At 66.2% G+C, this 20986-nt stretch carries 19 protein-coding genes; 8 read left to right on the top strand and 11 right to left on the bottom strand.

What is annotated here, in order from left to right:
* Positions 1-233 precede the first annotated feature (233 nt).
* Positions 234-1295 (bottom strand): anthranilate phosphoribosyltransferase, encoded by a 1062-nt coding sequence (trpD, locus tag C9424_RS15310; protein ID WP_116767724.1) that lies wholly within the window; start codon positions 1293-1295, stop codon positions 234-236.
* Between the two features lie 148 nt (positions 1296-1443).
* Here trpD and ctaE point away from each other — a divergent pair, with 148 nt between their 5' ends.
* The 4 genes from ctaE (at position 1444) to qcrB (ending at position 5789) form a co-directional block, all read left to right on the top strand.
* Entirely contained in the window at positions 1444-2082 is a 639-nt protein-coding gene (gene ctaE, locus C9424_RS15305; RefSeq protein WP_202615894.1) for an aa3-type cytochrome oxidase subunit III, read from the top strand.
* Between the two features lie 87 nt (positions 2083-2169).
* Positions 2170-2958, top strand: a complete 789-nt coding sequence (qcrC, locus tag C9424_RS15300) for a cytochrome bc1 complex diheme cytochrome c subunit (protein WP_116767720.1) — start codon at positions 2170-2172, stop codon at positions 2956-2958.
* A gap of 100 nt (positions 2959-3058) precedes the next feature.
* The gene (gene qcrA, locus C9424_RS15295; RefSeq protein WP_116767718.1) at positions 3059-4132 is read left to right on the top strand and encodes a cytochrome bc1 complex Rieske iron-sulfur subunit; all 1074 of its coding nucleotides are present in this window, start codon (positions 3059-3061) and stop codon (positions 4130-4132) included.
* Positions 4110-5789: a cytochrome bc1 complex cytochrome b subunit gene (gene qcrB / locus C9424_RS15290; RefSeq protein ID WP_116767716.1), complete on the top strand. Its 1680-nt coding sequence runs from the start codon at positions 4110-4112 to the stop codon at positions 5787-5789. The genes qcrA and qcrB overlap by 23 nt, the downstream gene beginning before the upstream one ends.
* Positions 5790-5867: 78 nt before the next feature.
* On the opposite strand, the gene C9424_RS15285 is transcribed toward qcrB, so the two are convergent.
* The gene (locus C9424_RS15285) at positions 5868-6659 is read right to left on the bottom strand and encodes a GntR family transcriptional regulator (RefSeq protein WP_116767714.1); all 792 of its coding nucleotides are present in this window, start codon (positions 6657-6659) and stop codon (positions 5868-5870) included.
* Between the two features lie 247 nt (positions 6660-6906).
* Between C9424_RS15285 and C9424_RS15280 the strand changes: the two genes are divergently transcribed.
* Positions 6907-7200, top strand: coding sequence for an HPr family phosphocarrier protein (locus C9424_RS15280; RefSeq protein ID WP_116767712.1), 294 nt, complete (start codon positions 6907-6909; stop codon positions 7198-7200).
* A gap of 166 nt (positions 7201-7366) precedes the next feature.
* On the opposite strand, the gene C9424_RS15275 is transcribed toward C9424_RS15280, so the two are convergent.
* From C9424_RS15275 to C9424_RS15255, 5 genes are all read right to left on the bottom strand, one after another.
* Complete coding sequence (locus C9424_RS15275) at positions 7367-7768, bottom strand: cytochrome c oxidase subunit 4 (protein ID WP_116767710.1); 402 nt, start codon at positions 7766-7768, stop codon at positions 7367-7369.
* Complete coding sequence (gene ctaD / locus C9424_RS15270; RefSeq protein WP_116767708.1) at positions 7765-9486, bottom strand: aa3-type cytochrome oxidase subunit I; 1722 nt, start codon at positions 9484-9486, stop codon at positions 7765-7767. The genes C9424_RS15275 and ctaD overlap by 4 nt, the downstream gene beginning before the upstream one ends.
* A gap of 10 nt (positions 9487-9496) precedes the next feature.
* A complete protein-coding gene (gene ctaC / locus C9424_RS15265) occupies positions 9497-10369 on the bottom strand; it encodes an aa3-type cytochrome oxidase subunit II (RefSeq protein WP_116767707.1) in 873 nt (290 codons plus the stop codon).
* Positions 10370-10576: 207 nt separating this feature from the next.
* Positions 10577-10966 (bottom strand): HesB/IscA family protein, encoded by a 390-nt coding sequence (locus C9424_RS15260; RefSeq protein ID WP_091251656.1) that lies wholly within the window; start codon positions 10964-10966, stop codon positions 10577-10579.
* A gap of 159 nt (positions 10967-11125) precedes the next feature.
* Positions 11126-12556 carry a dipeptidase gene (locus C9424_RS15255; RefSeq protein ID WP_202615893.1) on the bottom strand — a complete coding sequence of 477 codons (1431 nt, stop codon included), beginning with the start codon at positions 12554-12556 and terminating at the stop codon, positions 11126-11128.
* A 105-nt stretch (positions 12557-12661) separates the two neighbouring features.
* Between C9424_RS15255 and C9424_RS15250 the strand changes: the two genes are divergently transcribed.
* Positions 12662-13261, top strand: coding sequence for a DUF3043 domain-containing protein (locus C9424_RS15250; protein ID WP_116767703.1), 600 nt, complete (start codon positions 12662-12664; stop codon positions 13259-13261).
* 96 nt (positions 13262-13357) lie between these two features.
* On the opposite strand, the gene C9424_RS15245 is transcribed toward C9424_RS15250, so the two are convergent.
* Positions 13358-14431: a quinone-dependent dihydroorotate dehydrogenase gene (locus C9424_RS15245; protein ID WP_116767701.1), complete on the bottom strand. Its 1074-nt coding sequence runs from the start codon at positions 14429-14431 to the stop codon at positions 13358-13360.
* 149 nt (positions 14432-14580) lie between these two features.
* Between C9424_RS15245 and C9424_RS15240 the strand changes: the two genes are divergently transcribed.
* Positions 14581-16275: an FAD-binding dehydrogenase gene (locus C9424_RS15240; RefSeq protein ID WP_116767699.1), complete on the top strand. Its 1695-nt coding sequence runs from the start codon at positions 14581-14583 to the stop codon at positions 16273-16275.
* 35 nt (positions 16276-16310) lie between these two features.
* Complete coding sequence (locus C9424_RS15235) at positions 16311-17303, top strand: alpha/beta hydrolase (RefSeq protein WP_116767697.1); 993 nt, start codon at positions 16311-16313, stop codon at positions 17301-17303.
* Positions 17304-17306: 3 nt separating this feature from the next.
* Here C9424_RS15235 and C9424_RS15230 read toward each other — a convergent pair whose 3' ends face one another.
* The 3 genes from C9424_RS15230 to leuA form a co-directional block, all read right to left on the bottom strand.
* The gene (locus tag C9424_RS15230) at positions 17307-18158 is read right to left on the bottom strand and encodes an isoprenyl transferase (protein WP_116767695.1); all 852 of its coding nucleotides are present in this window, start codon (positions 18156-18158) and stop codon (positions 17307-17309) included.
* A gap of 20 nt (positions 18159-18178) precedes the next feature.
* Positions 18179-18931: a DNA repair protein RecO gene (gene recO / locus C9424_RS15225; protein ID WP_116767693.1), complete on the bottom strand. Its 753-nt coding sequence runs from the start codon at positions 18929-18931 to the stop codon at positions 18179-18181.
* A gap of 127 nt (positions 18932-19058) precedes the next feature.
* The gene (gene leuA / locus C9424_RS15220) at positions 19059-20798 is read right to left on the bottom strand and encodes a 2-isopropylmalate synthase (protein WP_116767691.1); all 1740 of its coding nucleotides are present in this window, start codon (positions 20796-20798) and stop codon (positions 19059-19061) included.
* Positions 20799-20986: the final 188 nt, after the last annotated feature.

Here is a 20986-nt window from a genome sequence, read left to right as displayed (position 1 = left end):
GACTCTAAGCGTCCCACGCCCGGACCGGTGCTCCAAGCCGTACCCCGCGCTCTGCCGGGCAGCCTGCCGGGCGGTCTGCCCGGACCGTCGGACGGACCCCGGGGCCCGCATCGTCGGCGGCCCGCCCGCCAGGACGGCGACGGTCCACGCGTGTGCCGCCCGCGCCGCCCGCCCCCCCGGCGGGGGCGGGGCGCCCCGACTGCGGCCCCCCCCCCGCCCCGGACGTTTGCGGCTCAGGCAGCCTGCGACAACGCGACCCACCGGTCCAGCACCGCGGAGGCCGCCCCGGACTCAATGGATTCCTCGGCCCGCTTCAGCGCAGCCGCCATGCGCTCCGCGAGAGGACCGGCGGCGTCGAGGTCGAATGCCACGAGGCCGGCGGCGGCGTTGAGCAGCGCCGCATCGCGGGCCGGCCCGGGCGCGCCGGCGAGGACAGCACGGACGACGGCGGCATTGGCCGCAGCGTCGCCGCCGCGCAGCTCCTCCAGCGTCGCCTGCCGGATACCCAGTTCCCGCGGGTCAAACGTCTCTTCCCTAACCTCGCCGTTGCGGATCTCCCACACCCGGGACGGGCCGGTGGTGGTCAGTTCATCCAGGCCGTCATTGCCGCGGAACACCAGGCCCCGGCTCCCCCGCTTGGCCAGCACGCCGGCCACGAGGGGGGCCATCCGTTCATTGGCGACCCCCACGGCCGAAGCCTGGACATGTGCCGGGTTGATCATCGGGCCCAGGAAGTTGAACGCGGTCGGGACACCGAGTTCCCGGCGGGCCACGGCGGCATGCCGCATCGAGGGGTGGAACACCTGGGCGAAGCAGAAGGTGATCCCGGCTTCTTCGGCGTTGAGCGCCACGCGGGCAATCGGCAGATCCAGCCGGACGCCGAGCGCCTCCAGGACATCGGCGGATCCCGACGACGACGACGACGCCCGGTTGCCGTGCTTGACCACCTTCGCGCCGGCGCCGGCACAGATCAGCGCGGCCATCGTCGAGATGTTGACGGTGTTCTGCTGATCGCCGCCGGTGCCGACGATGTCCAGCTTCTCGCCGGCAATGTCAATGGGGTTGGCGTTGGCCACCATGGCTTCCACGAGGCCGGCAACCTCATCAACGGTCTCGCCCTTGGACCGCAGGGCCACGAGGAAACCGGCCACCTGGACCGGCGTGGCCTCGCCCGACATGATCGAGTTCATGGCCCATTCGGTGCTCCCGGCGGTGAGGTCCGCGCCGCCGATGAGTGCGTTGATGAGCCGCGGCCAGGTGTTGCCTGCCGCCTGTGCGGATGCCTGAGAAGTCACCTCCCGATGCTATCGAGGTCGGCCCCGCAAAGACCAATGTGAACCCCTCCGGGAACTTTTCCGCGCGAATTCGCGTCTTTGTAGAAAAAGTCCTCCGAAATGGCGGTTTGCGTTGGGCAGGACGGACTTTTATAGACATAATGTCTATGTGACATCTGCGACCCATGCCCCCAGTACCCCGGCGCACCCGACGCTGAACCGCCCGAACATGGTTTCTGTTGGAACCGTTGTATGGCTGTCCAGTGAGTTGATGTTCTTCGCCGGTCTCTTCGCCATGTACTTCACACTCCGTTCGACCTCCGGACTGATGTGGGCTGAAGAGACAGCCAAGCTCAACTTCCCCTTTGCGCTCGTTAACACGATCGTCCTTGTGGCAAGTTCCTTTACTTGCCAGATGGGCGTCTTCGCTGCGGAGCGGCTCCAGCCGCGCCGGACCGGCGGAGTCTTCAGCTTCACCCGCTGGGGGATGAACGGATGGTTCATCCTCACGTTCCTCATGGGTGCCTTCTTCGTTGCCGGTCAGACGACCGAGTACTCCATGCTCGTTTCCGAGCACGTCTCGCTGTCCTCCAACGCCTACGGTTCCGCCTTCTACATAACGACGGGCTTCCACGGCCTGCACGTCATCGGCGGCCTCATTGCCTTCCTGCTCATCTTGGGCCGCTCCTTCGCCGCGAAGAAGTTCGGCCACTTTGAAGCAACCTCGGCGATTGTCACCTCGTACTACTGGCACTTCGTGGACGTCGTCTGGATTGGCCTCTTCCTGGTCATCTACGTCCTCAAGTAGCCCTGACTTGACTCTTTTTCTACAAGAGGCAGAATTTCAAGAAGCGGCTCCAGGAGCCACCGCAGGATCGAATAAAGGAACCACCACGTGAAGGCACTCTCGCAGAAGCGACGTCACCCACTGGCAGCAATTGCCCTGCTGCTGATGGGCCTCTTGGTCACGGGTGGGCTGTACGCCGTTGCCACCACCGTCAACCAGGCCAAGGCCGACACCAATACCTACAGCGCAAGCGACGTAGAGGAAGGCGGCAAGCTCTTCGCCGCCAACTGCGCCACCTGCCACGGCATGGGTGCCAGCGGCTCTCAGTCCGGACCGTCGCTTGTGGGCGTCGGCGCCGCCGCTGTTGACTTTCAGGTCGGCACCGGCCGCATGCCCATGCAGATGAACGGCCCGCAGGCCCAGAAGAAGCCCAACCAGTTCAACGAGGAACAGACCAAGCAGCTCGCTGCTTACGTTGCCTCGCTGGGCCCCGGCCCGGCCATCCCCGAAGCGGGTGTGCTTGATGAGAAGGGCGACGCAGCCAAGGGTGGGGAACTCTTCCGCACCAACTGCGCCATGTGCCACAACGCCGCCGCCGCCGGCGGTGCCCTGACCCGGGGCAAGTTCGCCCCGGCGCTCTCGGGTGTCTCCGGACAGCACATCTACGAAGCCATGGTCACCGGCCCCCAGAACATGCCGGTCTTCAATGACGCGAACATCTCCCCCGAGGGGAAACGCGACATCATCACCTACCTGAAGCAGATTGAATCCAACGGTTCACCCGGCGGCGCAGATCTTGGAGCTTTGGGACCGGTTTCCGAAGGTCTCTTTGTCTGGATTGCCGGGTTGGGCGTCATCATCGCGTTCACGATCTGGCTCACATCCCGCACCTCCTAAGCGGACCTTGCACCTGTAAGAATTTTCTGCTGACCCGTCAGCAGTTTGAATTGAAACCTAACTCGGCATAGGCCGAGACGAGAGAAGGATGAGGCGAATTATGGGCAACCATAGTGACGGCAGTCCGAACCACTCGGGCACCGTAGCTACGGCTGGTCAGAATGAGGTGGAGAAGTTCCAGGATCCTGGAATTCCCCCGCACCGTTTGCGCCTGGCTGACACGGACCCGAGGGCCGCAAAGAAAGCAGAACGGCAGGTAGCCCTTCTGTTCGGCACCTCGGTCGTTGGCACCCTGATATTCCTGGTGTCGTACTTCGCGATCGATCTGGGGAACGATTCCTCGATCGCCACGATCCGACTCCAGAATGCCTTGCTGGGCATCGGCACCGCGTTCGCGATGCTGGGCATCGGCACCGGCATCGTCCACTGGGCCAAGGCCTTGATGCCGGACCACGAGGTCTCGGAAGAGCGCCACGCGATCCGCACCGAGGAAGACCGCCAGGCTGCCGTCCGCATCGTTGATGACATTGTCGAAGAAACCGGCATCAAGCGCCGGCCGTTGATCCGCAATACCCTGCTCGGCGCGGTTGCACTCGCACCCCTGCCGGCATTGGCCATCTTCGGTGACCTCGGCCCCCGGCCGGACTTCGCACTGGCGCACACTCTGTGGGCTCCGGCCCCGGACGGCAAGCTGAAGCGCCTTGCTCGCGACCCCGATGGCACTCCCATCAAGGCCGCGGACGTCACCATCGGCTCTGCCTTCCACGTCATCCCGGAAGGGCTGAACGAACTGAGCGAAGGCAGACTGAACGAAAAGGCCAAGGCCGTCGTTCTGCTCATGCGCCTGGACCCGAACGAGCTCCACCCTTCCCCCGGCCGTGAAAGCTGGGCCTACAACGGGATTGTGGCTTACTCCAAGATCTGCACCCACGTTGGTTGCCCTGTTGCCTTGTACGAGCAGCAGACCCACCACCTGCTGTGCCCGTGCCACCAGTCAACCTTCGACCTGACCCAACAGTGCAAGGTTATCTTCGGCCCGGCCAGCCGTCCTCTCCCCCAACTGCCTATCGCAGTCGACGCCGAGGGCTACCTGGTCGCCACGAGCGACTTCCATGAACCCGTTGGACCGAGCTACTGGGAGCGTGAGCAGCATGTCCTCATCCCTAACTCCTGATGCCCCCGTCTTCGTCGCCAAGACCACAGGCGGCCGCATCACCGACTTCGTCGACCAGCGTGTTGGCGGCTCCGGAATCCTCCGCGAATTCGGCCGGAAGGTCTTCCCTGACCACTGGTCATTCATGTTTGGCGAAGTGGCACTGTACTCCTTCGTCATCCTGCTCCTCTCGGGCACGTTCCTGACGTTCTTCTTCGATCCGTCCATGGCGGAGACGCACTACGCGGGCTCGTACACGCCGCTGAAGAACGTTGAAATGTCCGTGGCGTACAGCTCCTCCCTGAACATCTCCTTCGATGTCCGCGGCGGTCTGTTCATGCGCCAGGTACACCACTGGTCCGCACTGCTGTTCGTCGCCTCCGTGTCTGTGCACATGCTCCGCGTCTTCTTCACCGGCGCTTTCCGCAAGCCCCGCGAGCTGAACTGGGTGGTGGGCGGCGTCCTGCTCATCCTGTCCATGGCTGCAGGCTTCACCGGCTACTCGCTCCCCGATGACCTGCTCTCCGGCAACGGCCTGCGCATCATCGACGGCGTCATCAAGTCCATTCCGGTCATCGGCACCTACACCTCGTTCTTCCTCTTCGGCGGCGAGTTCCCCGGCACCATGATCATTAGCCGCCTGTACATGCTGCACATCCTCCTGGTTCCCGCGCTCATCCTGCTGATGATCGTGATGCACCTCTTCATGGTGGTTGTGCACAAGCACACGCAGTACCCCGGCCCCGGCCGTAACGACGGCAACGTCGTCGGCTACCCCCTGGGCCCGGTTTACGCGGCGAAGGCCGGCGGCTTCTTCTTCATCGTGTTCGGTGTGGTCGCCCTCATGGCGGCGTTCTTCACCATCAACCCGATCTGGAACTACGGCCCGTACGACCCTTCACCGGTGTCGGCAGGCACGCAGCCTGACTGGTACATCGGGTTCGTTGACGGCGCCCTGCGCCTGATGCCGGGCACGATCGGCGACTGGAAGGTCGAGCAGGTGTGGTTTGGCCACGTCTTCACCTTCAACGTCCTTCTGCCGGCGCTCGTCCCGGCCGGCATCCTGTTCACCGTGATGTTCACCTACCCGTGGATCGAACGCTGGATCACGAAGGACAACCGCGAGCACCACGTCCTGGACCGTCCCCGCAATGCTCCTACCCGTACGGCCATCGGCATGGCCGGCTTCGTCTGGTACTGCGTGATGTGGGCCGCCGCAGGCTCGGACCTCATCGCCACGCACTTCAACGTTGCCCTGAACGATGTGACCTACTGGCTGCGCGCACTGTTCTTCGTCGGCCCGGTGATCGCGTTCGTCGTGACTAAGCGCGTCGCCCTGGCGCTCCAGCGCAAGGACCGTGAGATCGCCCTGCACGGCCGTGAAACCGGACGCATCGTGCGCCTGCCGCACGGTGAGTTCATCGAGGTTCACGCCCCGCTGGACGAGTACAAGCGCTACAAGCTGGTCGGCTTCGAGTCACCGGCCCCGCTGCCCGCGGTGCCGAACGAACACGGCGTCGTGGACCGCAAGGAAAACCGTCGCGCCAAGCTCTCCCGCTGGTTCTTCGAGGACCGGGTTGCCCCGGTCACTCCCGCCGAGCTGGAAGCCGCACACGGCCACCACGGCAGCCACGAGGCCGTCGAGGCAGCAGCTTCGCAGAAGACGCTGAGCCACTAGGCAGCACCGAGCAGCACTAGCAGAAAGGCCCGGTCCCCCTTGGGACCGGGCCTTTCTGCATCTGGCTGGCTGCTGTGGCTACGGGCGGTAGCCCGAGGCGTAGTTGCGGGTGGGCCGGACCCCGGGGCGTTGCAGGGGCACCCAAAGCTTGTACCGGTCGGCCCGGTAGTAGGACACGGAGTAGTCCACCATCGCGCGGGCCACAAAAGCATGGCGCTGGATCTTCAGCAGCGGCGTGCCGACCTCCACGTTCAGGAGCCTGGCCGTTGACGGCGAGGCGGCCGTCGCCTCGATCATGTCCTCGCCCCATTCCATGACCAGCCCGTAGCGTTCGCTCAGCACGTTGTAGAGGGACGTGGGCGGTGCCTCATCCAGCAGGCCCGGCACCCGGTGGGCCGGGATGAAGTTCTCGTCCACGCTCATGGGCTCGTTGTCGGCCAGCAGCAGCCGCCGGAACCGGACCAGAGGCGTGCCCTCCTCCAGTTGCAGCTCGCGGGCCAGGAAGGCGCTGGCGCCGATCTGTTCGAAGCTCAGGACCTTGGCCGCCGGGACCATGCCGCGGCGCTGCATCTCCTCACTGTACGAGGTCAGTTTGACCTGGAGGTCGAGTTTGGGCTTGCGCACGAACGTGCCAAGCCCCACGACGCGTTCAATCACTTCCTCGCCCACGAGCGCATCGATGGCCTGGCGGACGGTCATCCGGGCGAGTCCGAACCGCTCGGCGAGGTCGCGCTCAGACGGCAGCGCCGAACCCGGCGGGCAGGCCGCAGCGATGTGCGCACGGAGGATTTCACGCAGCTGGACGTAAATGGGGATGCCGCTCTGCCGATCAATGTCGCCAACCATCGCGGACGCGTTAGAAGACGGCATGATGCAGCCTCGCAGCGGGTCCCGGCGTGGGAAAAACAGTCATGTATCAAGGGTAAACCCGCAGCCCCGCAGGTCTAGACCACCCGGCCGTCGCAGTTCGTCCCGTCCGCTCCCCCGCGACTACCCTTGAAGATGCGGACCGGCACCAGGTGACCTGATCCTGTCGCTCCGGACTGGTTCCCCGTCCGGATGCGCGCGTCCGCCAGACCATCATGAGCAGAACCTGCACCAGCACAAAGGAGTCCCGTTGCCAGTTCGCAAGGCAATCGTCACGGCCGCCATCGGCCTTCACGCCCGCCCGGCGGCGGTATTTGTCCGCGCCGTCACCGCCACCGGGCTTCCGGTGACCATCAGCAAGGACGGCAGACCGGGCGTGGACGCCCGCTCGCTGCTGGAGGTCATGACCGAGGACTTCGCATGTGGCTGTGAAGTGGAGCTTGCCGTCGCGGCGGACGCCCTCCCGGGCCGTTTCACCCTGGCGCAGGCAGAGAACGCACTCGAGGAGCTTAGGATCCTCCTCGAATCGGCGGCCGCCGCCTGAGGCCCCTGGGCGGCGCTCCCGGTTCGCGGTGCGGACTCGGATTACCGCCCCGCCTGCGGACCGCTCTCTGGACTTCCCCAGCCTTAAGCACGCATACGACGGCGGGCCCCACCTTTGTGGTGGGGCCCGCCGTCGTATGCGTTATGGAGATTTGTCTGTGTGGACGCTAGTGAGCGTGGTCACCGCGGCTGTACTCGTAGACCCAGCCGACCAGCGCGACGACCGCGAGGCCGCCCGCGATGAAGACAATCCAGAATCCGACGGCCATGCCGAGGAATCCGGTAGCGCAGGCGATGCCGAGAACCAGCGGCCACCAGCTCCAGGGGCTGAAGTGGCCCTGTTCGCCGGCACCTTCGTGGATTTCGGCGTCGTTGCGGTCCTCGGGTCGCATACCCACGCGCCGGCCGGTGAAGCCGAGGTAGGCACCGATCATGCCGGCAAGGCCACCGACCAACAGGATGGCAAGTGCTCCCACCCATTCGGTCCAGTTCGTCAGGTACCCGTAAATGAACGCCACCGGGACAAAGAAGAAGACGCCGAGGCCAAAGATCCTTGATTCGATTTTCACTTGCCGGAGTCCTTCTGGTCGGCGTTACCGAGCGCTGCTGCTGCCGGAGCAGGAGAATCGACGGTGTAGTTCTGGGAGAGCTCCGGGTGGTGCAGGTCCAGCGCGGGACGTTCGGAGCGGATGCGGGGCAGGGACGTGAAGTTGTGGCGCGGCGGCGGGCAGGACGTGGCCCACTCGAGCGAGGCACCGAAGCCCCACGGGTCATCAACTTCCACGCGGTCGTTGCTGCGCCAGGTGATGTAGATGTTCCAGAAGAACGGGATCAGCGAGGCGCCCAGGACGAAGGAGGAGATGGTGGAGAACTGGTTCATCCACGTGAAGTTGTCCTGCGGCAGGTAGTCGGCGTAGCGGCGCGGCATACCCTCGACACCCAGCCAGTGCTGGATCAGGAAGGTGCCGTGGAAGCCCAGGAACAGCATCCAGAAGTGGATCTTGCCGAGACGCTCGTTGAGCATCTTGCCGGTCCACTTGGGCCACCAGAAGTAGAAGCCCGCGAACATGGCGAACACGACCGTACCGAAGACCACGTAGTGGAAGTGCGCCACGACGAAGTAGGAGTCCGAGACGTGGAAGTCCAGCGGCGGCGAGGCCAGGATGATGCCGGTCAGGCCACCGAAGAGGAAGGTCGCCAGGAAGCCGATGCTCCACAGCATGGGGGTTTCAAAGGTGATGGAACCCCGCCACATGGTGCCGATCCAGTTGAAGAACTTCACACCGGTCGGAACGGCGATCAGCATCGTCATGAAGGAGAAGAACGGCAGCAGGACCGAGCCGGTGACGTACATGTGGTGTGCCCACACGGTCACGGACAGTGCGGCGATGGAGATGGTCGCGTAGACCAGGCCCTTGTAGCCGAAGATCGGCTTGCGGCTGAAGACCGGGAAGATCTCCGAGACGATGCCGAAGAACGGCAGGGCGATGATGTACACCTCAGGGTGGCCGAAGAACCAGAACAGGTGCTGCCAGAGGACGGCACCGCCGTTCGCGGGGTCGAAGATGTGAGCGCCAAAGCGGCGGTCGGCACCGAGCGCAAACAGTGCGGCGGCCAGCGGCGGGAAGGCCATCAGGACCAGGATGGACGTCACGAGTGCGTTCCAGGTGAAGATCGGCATGCGCCACATGGTCATGCCGGGGGCACGCATGCAGATGATCGTGGTGATGAAGTTGACGGCGCCGAGGATGGTGCCGAAGCCGGAGAGCGCCAGGCCGAAGACCCAGAGGTCACCGCCCACGCCGGGGCTGAACGTCGTGTCAGACAGCGGCGCGTAGGCGAACCAGCCGAAGGACGCGGCGCCCTGCGGGGTGATGAAGCCGGACACCGCAATGGTGGAACCGAAGAGGAAGAACCAGAAGGCCAGTGCGTTCAGTCGCGGGAACGCGACGTCGGGTGCACCGATCTGCAGGGGCATGATGACGTTGGTGAAGCCGGCGAAGAGCGGCGTCGCGAACATCAGGAGCATCACTGTGCCGTGCATGGTGAAGAGCTGGTTGTACTGCTCTTTGGTCTGCAGGATCTGCATGCCCGGCTCGAAGAGCTCGGCACGGATCAGCAGCGCCATGATGCCGCCGAAGCAGAAGAAGATGAACGACGCGATCAGGTACATGTACCCGATCGTCTTGTGGTCGGTCGAGGTGATCCAGTTGACGACGATGCGCCCCTTGGATTTGGGTACTACGGGAGCCTCGAGGATCCCGGCGGATTGAGTGTAAGTTGCCACGTCGCTCCCCTTACTTGGTTTCGGTCGGGACCGGGTTGCGGTCGTACTCGTCACCGAGCAGGCCGGTGTTCCCGTCCTGGCGCAACTGGTTCATGTGCGCCTGGAACTCCGAGTCGGAGACAACCTTCACGCGGAACAGCATTTCGGAGTGGTACTCGCCACAAAGTTCGGCACACTTGCCGTCGTAGGTTCCCTCCTTGGTGGGAGTGAACCGGATGTAGTTGGTCTTGCCGGGGATCATGTCGCGCTTCTGCAGGAAGGCAGGCACCCAGAAGGAGTGGATGACGTCGCGGGAATTCAGTTCGAGGTCAACCGACTTGTTGACCGGCAGGTAAAGGGTGGGCAGCTTTTCCTTGTCCACGTCGTTACCGGTCAGGTGGGCCTGGACGCCGGCTTCGTGGACGTCGTCGGTGATGACGTCGCCCTTCTTGTAGTTGAAGTCCCATGCCCACTGCTTGCCGCGGACGTCGACGACGACGTCGGCCGGCTTGGAGCGGTCATCGATCTGCTGCTGGTCGCGGTCGGTGAAGTAGAAGAACACCAGGACCATGAAGAGCGGGATCGTCAGGTAGAACACTTCCAGGGGAAGGTTGAAGCTGTTCTGACGGGGGAAGCCCACCGTGCCCTTGCGGCGGCGGTAAGCAACGATGCACCAGATCATCAGGCCCCAAGTGATGATGCCGACGACCAGCGCGGCAATCCATGAGTTGACCCAGAGGTCCATGATGCGGTCAGTATTACTGGTGGTGCCACGTTCGGTGGGCAACCAGCCCCTCTGTACCTCTGGTGAACATCCAGTCAAAGCCAACGCGCCGGCTAGTGCCAAGCCAGTGATCGTAGTGATCTGTTTGCGTCGGCTGCCGGTTCGGTTCTGCGAACTCACAGACGGCCCTTCCTACTTGTTGCTGTTGCCCCGCGAATTACGGGCAGGGCAAACGAAAAGTTTTACTACTCGGTGTAGAGCTTACCGCTCCCCGGGAGTTTTCGCCCACATGTCCGCGCCGTGCGTCGGGACCTTTTTCCGGGTCCCGCTCGTTGAGGCCGGGGCGGCACTAAGGCCGGGCAATATGCCCGGCCTTAGTGGAAGGAATTAGTGGAAAGAATCCCCGCAGGCGCAGGAGCCGCCGGCATTCGGATTGTCGATCGTGAAGCCCTGCTTCGAGATGGTGTCCTCGAAGTCGATGCTGGCACCGCTGAGATAAGGAACGCTCATCTTGTCGACGACGACTTCCACGCCGTCGTAGTCGCGCACAGCGTCTCCGTCGAGCAGGCGCTCGTCGAAGTAGAGCTGGTAGATCAGGCCGGAGCAACCGCCGGGCTGCACGGCAACGCGCAGGCGCAGATCAGTGCGGCCTTCCTGCTCGAGGAGGCTGCGGACCTTGCCGGCCGCGACGTCAGTCAGCATGACTTCGTGCGTGGCCAGCTCGCCGGCCTCGGGGGCCGTGGCGTCGGCGCTGTTTTCATTGGTTGTAGTGCTCATGGCCTACCTTCTTGCAACGGTGGTGGCGGCCCCGCTTGCGCGGTGCCCGCCCCTACTTAAACGGTATGGGCTATAGCTACATGCTACGTCGATCAGCCCTGTAGCTCTAACTCCTGACGTAACCGTCCCAGCACGCTGGATGTTCCCCGGGAACGGAGGTTAGAGCGCCCCTTCCTCGTTGAGGCGCGCCAGCAGCAGCGCCTCGGCGATGATCGCGTTCCGGAAGTCGCCCAGGTGGAGGGATTCATTGGCGCTGTGCGCGCGGGAATCCGGATCCTCGACGCCGGTCACCAGGATCTGCACGTCCGGGTACAGCTCGGTCAAGTCCGCGATGAACGGGATGGACCCGCCGATCCCCATCTCCACCGCCGGTACGCCCCAGGCTTCGCCGAGGGCCCACATGGCCACGCCCGCGGCCTTGGAGGCCGTGTCCGTCAAGAAGGAGTTGCCGCTCTCCCCCGGCGTGAACACCACCTGCGCGCCGAACGGCGCATTGGCTTCGACGTGCTTGCGGACGGCTTCCATGGCGGCTGCCGGATCCTGCCCGGGAGCCAGCCGCAGGCTGAACTTGGCCCGGGCGCGGGGCAGCAGGGTGTTGGAGGCGACGTCGACGGCCGGAGCGTCAAAACCGATGATCGACAGGGCCGGCTTGGTCCACATGCGTGAGGCAATGCTCCCGGTCCCGGCGAGCTTGACGCCGTCGAGCACGGAAGCGTCCGCCCGGTATTCCTCTTCGGTCAGGTCCACGGTGACGTCGTCACGGCTCACGAGGCCCTCGATCGCGACGCTGCCATCGGCGTCGTGAAGGGTCGCGATCAGACGGGACAGCAGGGTCGGCGCGTCAAGCACCGGACCGCCGAACATGCCCGAATGCACCGCGTGGTCGAGCACCTTGACTTCGATGGTGCCGTCCACCAGGCCGCGCAGGCTCGTGGTCAGGGCCGGGATGCCGACCTTCCAGTTGCTGGAGTCGGCCACGACGATCACGTCAGCGCGCAGCAGTTCGCGGTGGGTCTCGAGGAATGTCCGGAACGTCGGTGAACCGGCCTCTTCTTCCCCTTCGAAGAAGAATGTCACGCCGAGGCCAAGCTCGTCACCGAGCACGCGCGTCACGGCGGAGTAGGCGGCGACATGGGCGAGGATGCCCGCTTTGTCATCCGCGGCGCCGCGGCCGAAGAGCCGCCCGTCGCGTTCGACGGCGGTAAAGGGGTCGGTTTCCCACAGCGCGAGGTCGCCGGTGGGCTGGACGTCGTGGTGGGCGTAGAGCAGAACGGTGGGCTTGCCGGCGGCGGCCGGGCGGCGGGCGACGACGGCGGGGCCGCCTGGCGTTCCGTCTTCCTTGTCGCAGCGGAGGATCCGGACGTCCTCGAAGCCGCTGGCGCGCACGAGGCCGGCGACGGCGTCTGCGCTGCGGTTCAGCGGAGCCGGGTCAAAGCTGGGCCAGGCGATGCCCGGAATGGCGACAAGGTCCTTCAGCCGGCTGATCGTTTCATCGAACGATTCCGTCACGGCCTGGCGGAGGGCCTCGGCATCGATGGTGCCGGCGTGGTCCATGGTGGTTTGCGGGTTCCCCGCAGTTGATGAAGTCATGGCGAAAACACTACCGTGTGCTGGATCACGGCAAACAGCGTGAGGGCGTGGCTGACCGCGTGTGTGCTGGGTCTCGCGCCGGGATCTGCGGGGTATTCTTTAGGGGTGTTTGGACGAAAAAAGGAAGCGCCCGCGGCGCAGAACGTAGTTGACCAGCAGGCGGCCGAGGCGGCAGCCCGGGGCACCGTGACCGGCAAGGGCGCGCCCACGCCCAAGCGGAGCGCCCAGGAGGCCGCCCGCAAGCGGCCGCTCGTGCCGGAAGACCGCAAGGCTTCCAAGGCGGCCGAGCGCGCCGCCGTCACGGAACAGCGGCTCAAGATGCGGCAGGCCATGGACAGCGGTGACGAGAAGTTCCTGCCGGTGCGCGACAAAGGTCCGCAGAAGCGTTTCACCCGTGACTACGTCGATGCCCGCTTCAGCCTGGGCGAGTACCTCATGTTCGGGGCACTCCTGTTCGTCGTCATCTCGCTGCTGGTGCCGGCTTCCAGCCAGCAGATGATCTACGTCCTGGGCGCCTTCTGGGTTATGTTCCTGGCCGTCTTCGTGGATGTCTTCATCCTCTCCCGCAAGCTCAAGAAGCGGCTCAGCGAGAAGTTCGGCGAGGTGGAACGCGGCACCGTCTGGTACGGCTCGATGCGCTCCCTGCAGTTCCGCCGGCTGCGCCTGCCCAAGCCCCAGGTCAGCCGCGGAGAGTTCCCCGCCTGATCATTTGTCCCTAGGATTTCCAACCACGAAGCCCCCGGCAGTTCAATACTGCCGGGGGCTTCGTCGCGCGGGGCAGGTGGCCCGGCCAGCGGCGGCTTAGCGCCGGCTCGGGTGCGTGGCCAGCAGCCGGTTGATGCGGGCGGCCCAGAACGGGCCTTCGTACAGAAACGCCGTGTAGCCCTGGACGAGGGTGGCGCCGGCGTCCAGCCGCGCCTGCACATCCTGGGCGGTTTCGACGCCGCCCACGGAGACGAGGGTCAATGCGCCGCCCGTAACGGACTTAAGCCGGGCCAGGACCTCCAGCGCCCGCTTCTTCAGGGGCGCCCCGGAGAGTCCCCCGGCCCCGCAGGCCTCGACCTTCTCCGGGCTGGCCGAGAGTCCGGTGCGGGCGATGGTGGTGTTGGTCGCGATGATGCCGTCCAGCTTCAGGTCCAGCGCCAGGCGCGCGACGTCGTCGATGTCCTCGTCGCTGAGGTCGGGTGCGATCTTGACCAGGAGCGGAACGTGGCGGCCCGCCGCTTTGTCCGCTTCCTCGCCGACGGCGGTCAACAACGGGCGCAGGGTCTCGACGTCCTGCAGCAGCCGCAGGCCGGGCGTGTTGGGCGAGCTGACATTGACCACCAGGTAGTCGGCGGCCGGGGCGAGGCTGCGTGCGCTGATCAGATAGTCGGAGACTGCATCCTCGAGTCCCACCACCTTGCTCTTGCCGATGTTGACCCCGATTACGGGCCGCACGCCGGGGTAATGCCGCTGCAGGGCGGCCCGGGCGGACTTCAGACGCGGAGCCACCGCCGCGGCGCCGTCGTTGTTGAACCCCATCCGGTTGATGACGGCCCGGTCCTCCACGAGGCGGAAGAGCCGGGGTGCCGGGTTGCCGGGCTGGGCCTGGCCGGTGATGGTGCCGACTTCCACGTGGCCGAAGCCGAGCTCGGTGAGCGCCTCGATGCCGTGGCCCTCCTTGTCGAAGCCGGCCGCGAGGCCGAACGGCGACGGGAAGGTCAGGCCAAACGCCTCGGTCTGCAGGGACGCCGCCGGGGCGGTGAACTTCTGCAGCACCCGGCCGGCGCCGCAGCTGTGGGCCAGCCGGATGGCCTTGAACCCGATCTTATGGGCGCGTTCGGCGTCCATCCATGAGAAGGCCAGCCGGAAGAATGTGGGATATACGCGCATGCCTCTAGTTTTCCGGTTCGGGCCGTCCAGACCAAACCAGCGCGCTACGGGCAACCGTTATGACTGCCGGTATGACGGCCGTTGCAACTGCGGTGCTGCGTGCCGTGGATGCGGCGCCCAAGAACCCCGGGGCGCGTTAGCATGAAGCCATGACCAGCAATGATGGTGTCGGGACGGGCAGCCGTGGGGTGCCGGGGCGCGGGATCGAGGCCGATGTCGTGGTCGTCGGCGCGGGCCTGGCCGGGCTCGTGGCCGCGGCGCAGGCGTATGCTGCCGGCCGGCGGGTGGCGCTGCTGGATCAGGAGCCGGAGGCATCCGTCGGCGGCCAGGCACACTGGTCCTTTGGCGGCCTCTTCCTGGTCAACTCCCCCGAACAGCGCCGGCTCGGCGTGCGGGACAGTGAAGAGCTGGCCCTCGCCGACTGGCACGCGTCCGCAGGATTCGACCGGCCCGAGGATGCGCTGGCGAAGGAGTGGGCGGCGGCGTACGTGAACTTCGCGGCCGGGGAAAAGCGCGCCTGGCTCGCCGCGCTGGGCGTCGGGCTGTTTCCCCTGGTGCAGTGGGCCGAACGCGGCGGCTACGGCCCGGACGGCCACGGCAACACGGTCCCGCGCTTCCACGTCGTATGGGGCACGGGACCCGCCCTGCTGGCGCCCTTCCTGGCAAAACTCCGTGAAGGCGTTGACGCCGGACGCGTGAGCTTCCATTTCCGGCACCGCGCCACCGGGCTCATCAAGACTGCGGGCCGGATCAGCGGCGTCCGCGGCGAGCTGCTCGAGTCCAGCGCTGCGGGGCGGGGCGAAAAATCCTCCAGGCACCGGGCCGGCAACTTCGAGGCAGCGGCAGCAGCTGTCGTGGTCACGACCGGCGGGATCGGCGGGAACCACGAGTCGGTCCGCAGACAGTGGCCGGGAGGCGGAGCGCCGGAAACGATGCTGAGCGGTGTGCCCGCCTCGGTGGACGGAGACTTTCTGCCGGCCGTGAGCCAGGCCGGCGGGAACCTCATTAACGGCGACCGGATGTGGCACTACCCGGAGGGCATCCATAACCATTCCCCGGTCTGGCCGCGGCACGGCATCCGGATCCTGCCCGGGCCTTCGGCCCTGTGGCTGGATGCGGCGGGGCGGATGCTCCCCCCTCCCCTGTTTCCCGGCTTCGACTCCCTCGGGGCGCTGCGCCACATTCTGACCACCGGACATGCCCATTCGTGGTTCGTCCTTAACAGGACGATTGCCCTGAAGGAGTTCGCACTTTCCGGCTCCGAGCAAAACCCCGATCTCACGGGCAAGGACGTCCGGCTGCTGGCCTCGCGGCTGCGGCCGGGCAGCGACACGCCGCTCCAGCGCTTCCTGGACCGCGGGGTCGACTTCCTGCAGGCCAAGACTCCCGCCGGGCTGGCCGGAAAGATGAACGACCTCACCGGCGCCGGGCTCATTGATGCCACGGAACTGGAGCGGCTGGTCCGTGCCCGCGACCGGCAGTTTTCGAGCGGGTTGGGCAAGGATCCGCAGCTGGCCGCCATCCGGGCCGCCCGCCGCTTCGCCACGGACAAGATCATGCGGGTGGCGCCACCGCACCGGCTCACGGATCCGCGGCACGGGCCGCTGCTTGCCGTCCGGCTCTCCGTCCTGACGCGCAAGAGCCTTGGCGGCCTCCACACGGATCTGCAGTCGCGGGTGCTGGACGCCGCCGGTCAGCCCGTACCGGGACTGTTCGCGGCCGGTGAAGCCGCCGGGTTCGGCGGCGGCGGAATCCACGGCTACCGCGCGCTCGAGGGGACCTTCCTGGGCGGATGCCTCTTCTCCGGACGCTCAGCGGGCCGCGCCGCGGCGCTGGCCGTCTAGTCAGCAGCACAGTCAGAAGCATGGGAGGAATGTCGATGCAGTGGCAGACCGACATCCTGGGGGACGATTTCCAGGCGTGTGCCTTCGAGGCGGCCGGCCCCGACGGCGTACTGCGCACCGCCACCCTGGTCCGTCACACCCCCGCCGGCCCCGAGGGCGCCGCCTCAGCCGGGACGGGAACAGCGCTGCCGGCGCGGGCGGTCCTGTTCCTGCACGGGTGGAGTGACTACTTCTTCAACGAGGAACTTGCGGAGTTCTGGACCGGCAAGGGCTTTGAGTTCTTCGCCCTGGACATGCACAACCACGGCCGCAGCCTCCGGCCAGGAACCCACGGCGGCTACGTCGCGGACCTGGACAACTACGATGCCGAGATCACGGCGGCGATCGGCATCATCGCCTCGCTCCGGCCGGCCGGCGCGGCGCCACAGCTGGCGCTCATGGGCCACTCCACCGGCGGGCTGATCGCGGCGCTGTGGGCGGACCGGCATCCGGGAGTGGCGTCGCAGCTGATCCTGGACAGTCCGTGGCTGGAAGTCCATGGCAGCCCGGCGTTGCGCCGCGCCGCGCGGACCATGGTGGAGCCCTTCGCCCGGTTCTGGCCCGAGTCGGTGATCCGGCTGCCGGAGCGGGCCTTCTACTGGCGCAGCATCAGCAGCGCGGCGGAGGGCGAATGGGCATTGGACGACGCCTACCGTCCGCCCCATGCCTTTCCGGTCCGTGCCGGCTGGCTCAGCGCCGTGCTCTCCGGACAGTCCAAAGTGGCCCGCGGACTGACCATCGACGTACCCATCCTCGTGCTCATCTCAGCGGCCAGCGCCAACGGGATGTTCTGGAAGGAGTCCATGCGCCGCACCGACGCGGTCCTGGACGTCAACACAATCGCCCTGCGCGCCCTGAGCCTGGGCCGCACCGTCACGCTGGAGCGGATCGACGGCGCGCTGCACGACGTCTTCCTCTCGGCGCCGCGGGTCCGCGCGGACGCTTATTCCCGGCTGTCCCGCTGGATGAGGGCCTACGTGTTTGATTGAGGCTCAGGCGCCTTGGCTGCCTGTGGCGGGAGCGGCGTCGACGGCTCCGCCGTACCGCCGGTCGCGCTGGGCATAGATCTCGACGGCGTCCCAGAGCGTCCGCCGGTCCACGTCCGGCCACAGGGTGTCCAGGAACACGAATTCGGCGTAGGCGGACTGCCACAGCATGAAGTTGGAGAGCCGTTGCTCGCCGGAGCTGCGCAGGAACAGGTCAACATCCGGCAGGTCGGGCTCGTCCAGGAACTTCTGGATGGTCCGTTCGGTGATGGCCCCCGGCTTGAGCCGGCCCTGCGCCACTTCCTCCGCGATCGCGGCGACGGCATCGGCGATCTCGGCGCGTCCGCCGTAGTTGATACACATGTTCAGGGTGCAGGTGCTGTTGCCGCGGGTGTAGTCCTCGGCCTCTTCGAGTTCGCGGATCACCGAGCCCCACAGTTTCGGGCGCCGCCCGGACCAGCGGATGCGGACCCCCCACTCATCGAGCTGGTTCCGCTGCCGGCGCAGCACGTCCTTGTTGAATCCCATGAGGAAGCGCACCTCCTCCGGGGACCGGCGCCAGTTCTCGGTGGAGAAGGCGTACACGCTGACGTGCTCGATCCCCAGTTCGATCGCGCCGGCCATGACGTCCAGGAGGGCAGGCTCCCCCGCCTTGTGGCCCTCGATCCTTGGCAGGCCGCGCTGGTTGGCCCAGCGGCCGTTGCCGTCCATGACGATCGCGACGTGCCGCGGAATGAACTCCGCGGGGATGGCGGGCGGAACAGCCCCGGACGGGTGCGGGTAGGGGGCCACCACCGGGGCTGTCCGGCGCCGGACCGCCCCCTGCTTTGCCTGGCTCTTCTCCAGGTTCCTTCCCAAGCTTCTTCCCAATGCCACTTCTACGTTCGCTCCACATGTTTGAGGGATTTCAGGACTCTCTCCAGGTGCCACTGGAGGTAACTTGCCACCAGGCCGGCCGCTTCCCGCCGGTGAACGGACGCCGAGGCATCCGCCGTCGTCCAGTTCCCGGTGAGCAGGGCACCCAGCAGGAGCACCGTCTCCGCGGCCGGCGCCGGGGAACCCGGCGGCCGGCACTCGGGGCAGACCATGCCGCCCAGCGGTGCGGAAAAGGCGGTGTGCGGGCCGGGTGCACCGCACCTGGCGCAGTCGGTGAAGCTGGGCGCCCAGCCGCCGGTCGCGAGGGCGCGCAGCAGGTACGAGTCGAGGATGAGCTCGGGGGCGTGGTCGCCCCTGCTCAGCGACGCCAGCGCTCCGACCAGCAGGTTGTATTGCGCGGTGCCGGCCTCGCCGTCGACGTCGGTGAGCCTCTCCGCCGTCTCGGTCATGGCCGCGGCCACCGTGTAGCGGCCGTAGTCGGCGGCGATGTTGCCGCCGTAGGCGCCCTTGGCCACGGCCTGCGTCACGACGTCCAGCGTGCGGCCGGAAATCAGTTGGAGATCGGCCACCATGAACGGCTCCAGCCGGGCGCCGAAACGGCTGCTGGTGCGGCGGACACCCTTCGCCACCGCACGGACCTGGCCGTGGTGCTTTGTCAGCAACGTGATGATCCGGTCCGCCTCGCCCAGCTTGTGGGTGCGCAGCACGACGGCGTCATCACGGTAGGCGCGCGCTGCAAAGGATTGTTGGACCACAGTTAATCTTCGCACTCTCTGTGCGGAAACACGGCACGGGCAACGCCCTGTTGGCGCAAAGAAGACTGCGCCGCCGGAAGGTTCCGGCGGCGCAGTGCGCTGTGCCTCAGCTGCGTCAAGGGCCGAATCAGGCGCGGGCGTCCCGGATGGCCCGGTTCACGGCCGAGATGACTGCCTTGAGCGAGGCCGTAATGGTGTTCGCGTCGATCCCGACACCCCACAGCACCCGCTCGCCCACGGCGCATTCGACATACGCGGCGGCCAGGGCGCTGCCGCCCTCGGACAGGGCGTGCTCGCTGTAGTCCAGCACGCGGACGTCAACGCCGTCCTCGCGCAGGATGCTCAGCAGGGCCGCGATGGGGCCGTTGCCGGTGCCGGTGCGGCGGACCTGGGCGCCGTCGATCTTCAGCGACGCGGTCAGGGTCATCGCCCCGGCCTCGTCCGTTTCGGTGCCAATCGCCCCGAGCGCGTAGCGTCCCCACTGGGTGTCGGCGGCCGTGGACGGCAGGTATTCGTCCTGGAAGACCTGCCAGAGCTGGGCACCGCTGACCTCGCCGCCCACGGTGTCGGTCTGCTTCTGGATGACGCCGGAGAACTCGATCTGGGCGCGGCGAGGCAGGTCCAGGTTGTGCTCGTTTTTCAGCAGGTAGGCGACGCCACCCTTGCCGGACTGCGAGTTGACGCGGATGACGGCCTCGTAGCTGCGGCCGAGGTCCTTCGGGTCGACCGGCAGGTACGGAACCTGCCAGGTGTAGTCGGCGACGTCCTTGCCGGCGGCGGCGGCGTCCTTTTCGAGGGCTTCCAGACCCTTCTTGATGGCGTCCTGGTGCGAGCCGGAGAACGCGGTGAAGACGAGGTCCCCGCCGTACGGCACGCGCTCGGCGACCGGCAGCTGGTTGCAGTACTCCACCGTGCGGCGGATTTCGTCGATGTTGGAGAAGTCGATCATGGGATCGATGCCCTGTACGAACATGTTCAGCCCCAGGGTCACCAGGTCCACGTTGCCGGTCCGCTCGCCGTTGCCGAAGAGGCAGCCTTCGATCCGGTCTGCGCCGGCCAGGTAGCCGAGCTCGGCAGCGGCGACGCCGGTGCCGCGGTCGTTGTGCGGGTGCAGGGACAGGATGATGCCTTCGCGCGGGTGCAGGTTCCGGCTCATCCATTCGATGGAGTCGGCGTACACATTCGGGGTGGCCATCTCGACCGTGGCGGGCAGGTTGATGATGACCTGGCGGTCCGCCGATGCCTCGAAGACGTCGGCGATCGCGTTGCAGACGCGCACGGCGTAGTCCAGCTCGGTTCCGGTGAAGGATTCGGGCGAGTATTCGTAGGTGATGTGGGTGTCGACGAGGGTTTCCTCGTACTTCTTGCACAGCCGGGCGCCCTGCAGGGCGATGTCCAGGATGCCGTCTTCGTCCTGGTTGAACACGACGCGGCGCTGCAGGACGGACGTGGAGTTGTAGAGGTGGACGATGGCCTGCTTCGCGCCGACCAGGGACTCGTAGGTCCGCTCGATCAGGTGTTCACGGGCCTGGGTCAGCACCTGGATCGTGACGTCGTCGGGGATGTGGTTGCCCTCGATCAGCTGCCGGACGAAGTCGAAGTCCGTCTGCGACGCCGAGGGGAAGCCGACCTCGATCTCCTTGTAGCCCATCCGGACCAGCAGGTCGAACATCTTCAGCTTGCGGGCCGGGCTCATGGGATCGATGAGGGCCTGGTTGCCGTCGCGCAGGTCCACGGCGCACCAGCGCGGGGCCTTCGTGATGCGCTTGTCCGGCCAGGTGCGATCCGGCAGTTCAACGGTGATCTGGTCCTGGAATGGGACGTAACGGTGGACCGGCATTCCTGAGGGCTTCTGTGCGTTTCGCATTACTATCGGGGCCTTTTCTGTGATTCTTGGTGAAAGGGTGGCCGGGCAACACAAACTCCGCAGCGAGGGTTGGCCTTGCGCTAGATCGCGTCTGAGGCCTCGCCGCGGCAGCTAAGGAGAAGCAGTTCTGCGCGCACCTTTTCACAGTAACACGGGTGCGTAAGATGAAGGAGCCAGACCACCGCAAC

The organism is Arthrobacter sp. H-02-3 (assembly GCF_003097355.1).
Classification (GTDB): Bacteria; Actinomycetota; Actinomycetes; order Actinomycetales; family Micrococcaceae; genus Arthrobacter; species Arthrobacter humicola.
This window is presented reverse-complemented; position numbering and strand designations above follow the sequence as displayed.

What these genes read in the sequence shown, in the direction of transcription:
- C9424_RS15235 (WP_116767697.1), top strand. Translation starts at nt 16,311, where the DNA reads ATGCAGTGGCAGACCGACATCCTGGGGGACGATTTCCAGGCGTGTGCC.
- leuA (WP_116767691.1), bottom strand. Translation starts at nt 20,798, where the DNA reads ATGCGAAACGCACAGAAGCCCTCAGGAATGCCGGTCCACCGTTACGTC.
- C9424_RS15240 (WP_116767699.1), top strand. Translation starts at nt 14,581, where the DNA reads ATGACCAGCAATGATGGTGTCGGGACGGGCAGCCGTGGGGTGCCGGGG.
- C9424_RS15260 (WP_091251656.1), bottom strand. Translation starts at nt 10,966, where the DNA reads ATGAGCACTACAACCAATGAAAACAGCGCCGACGCCACGGCCCCCGAG.
- qcrB (WP_116767716.1), top strand. Translation starts at nt 4,110, where the DNA reads ATGTCCTCATCCCTAACTCCTGATGCCCCCGTCTTCGTCGCCAAGACC.
- C9424_RS15285 (WP_116767714.1), bottom strand. Translation starts at nt 6,659, where the DNA reads ATGCCGTCTTCTAACGCGTCCGCGATGGTTGGCGACATTGATCGGCAG.
- C9424_RS15245 (WP_116767701.1), bottom strand. Translation starts at nt 14,431, where the DNA reads ATGCGCGTATATCCCACATTCTTCCGGCTGGCCTTCTCATGGATGGAC.
- qcrA (WP_116767718.1), top strand. Translation starts at nt 3,059, where the DNA reads ATGGGCAACCATAGTGACGGCAGTCCGAACCACTCGGGCACCGTAGCT.
- C9424_RS15255 (WP_202615893.1), bottom strand. Translation starts at nt 12,556, where the DNA reads ATGACTTCATCAACTGCGGGGAACCCGCAAACCACCATGGACCACGCC.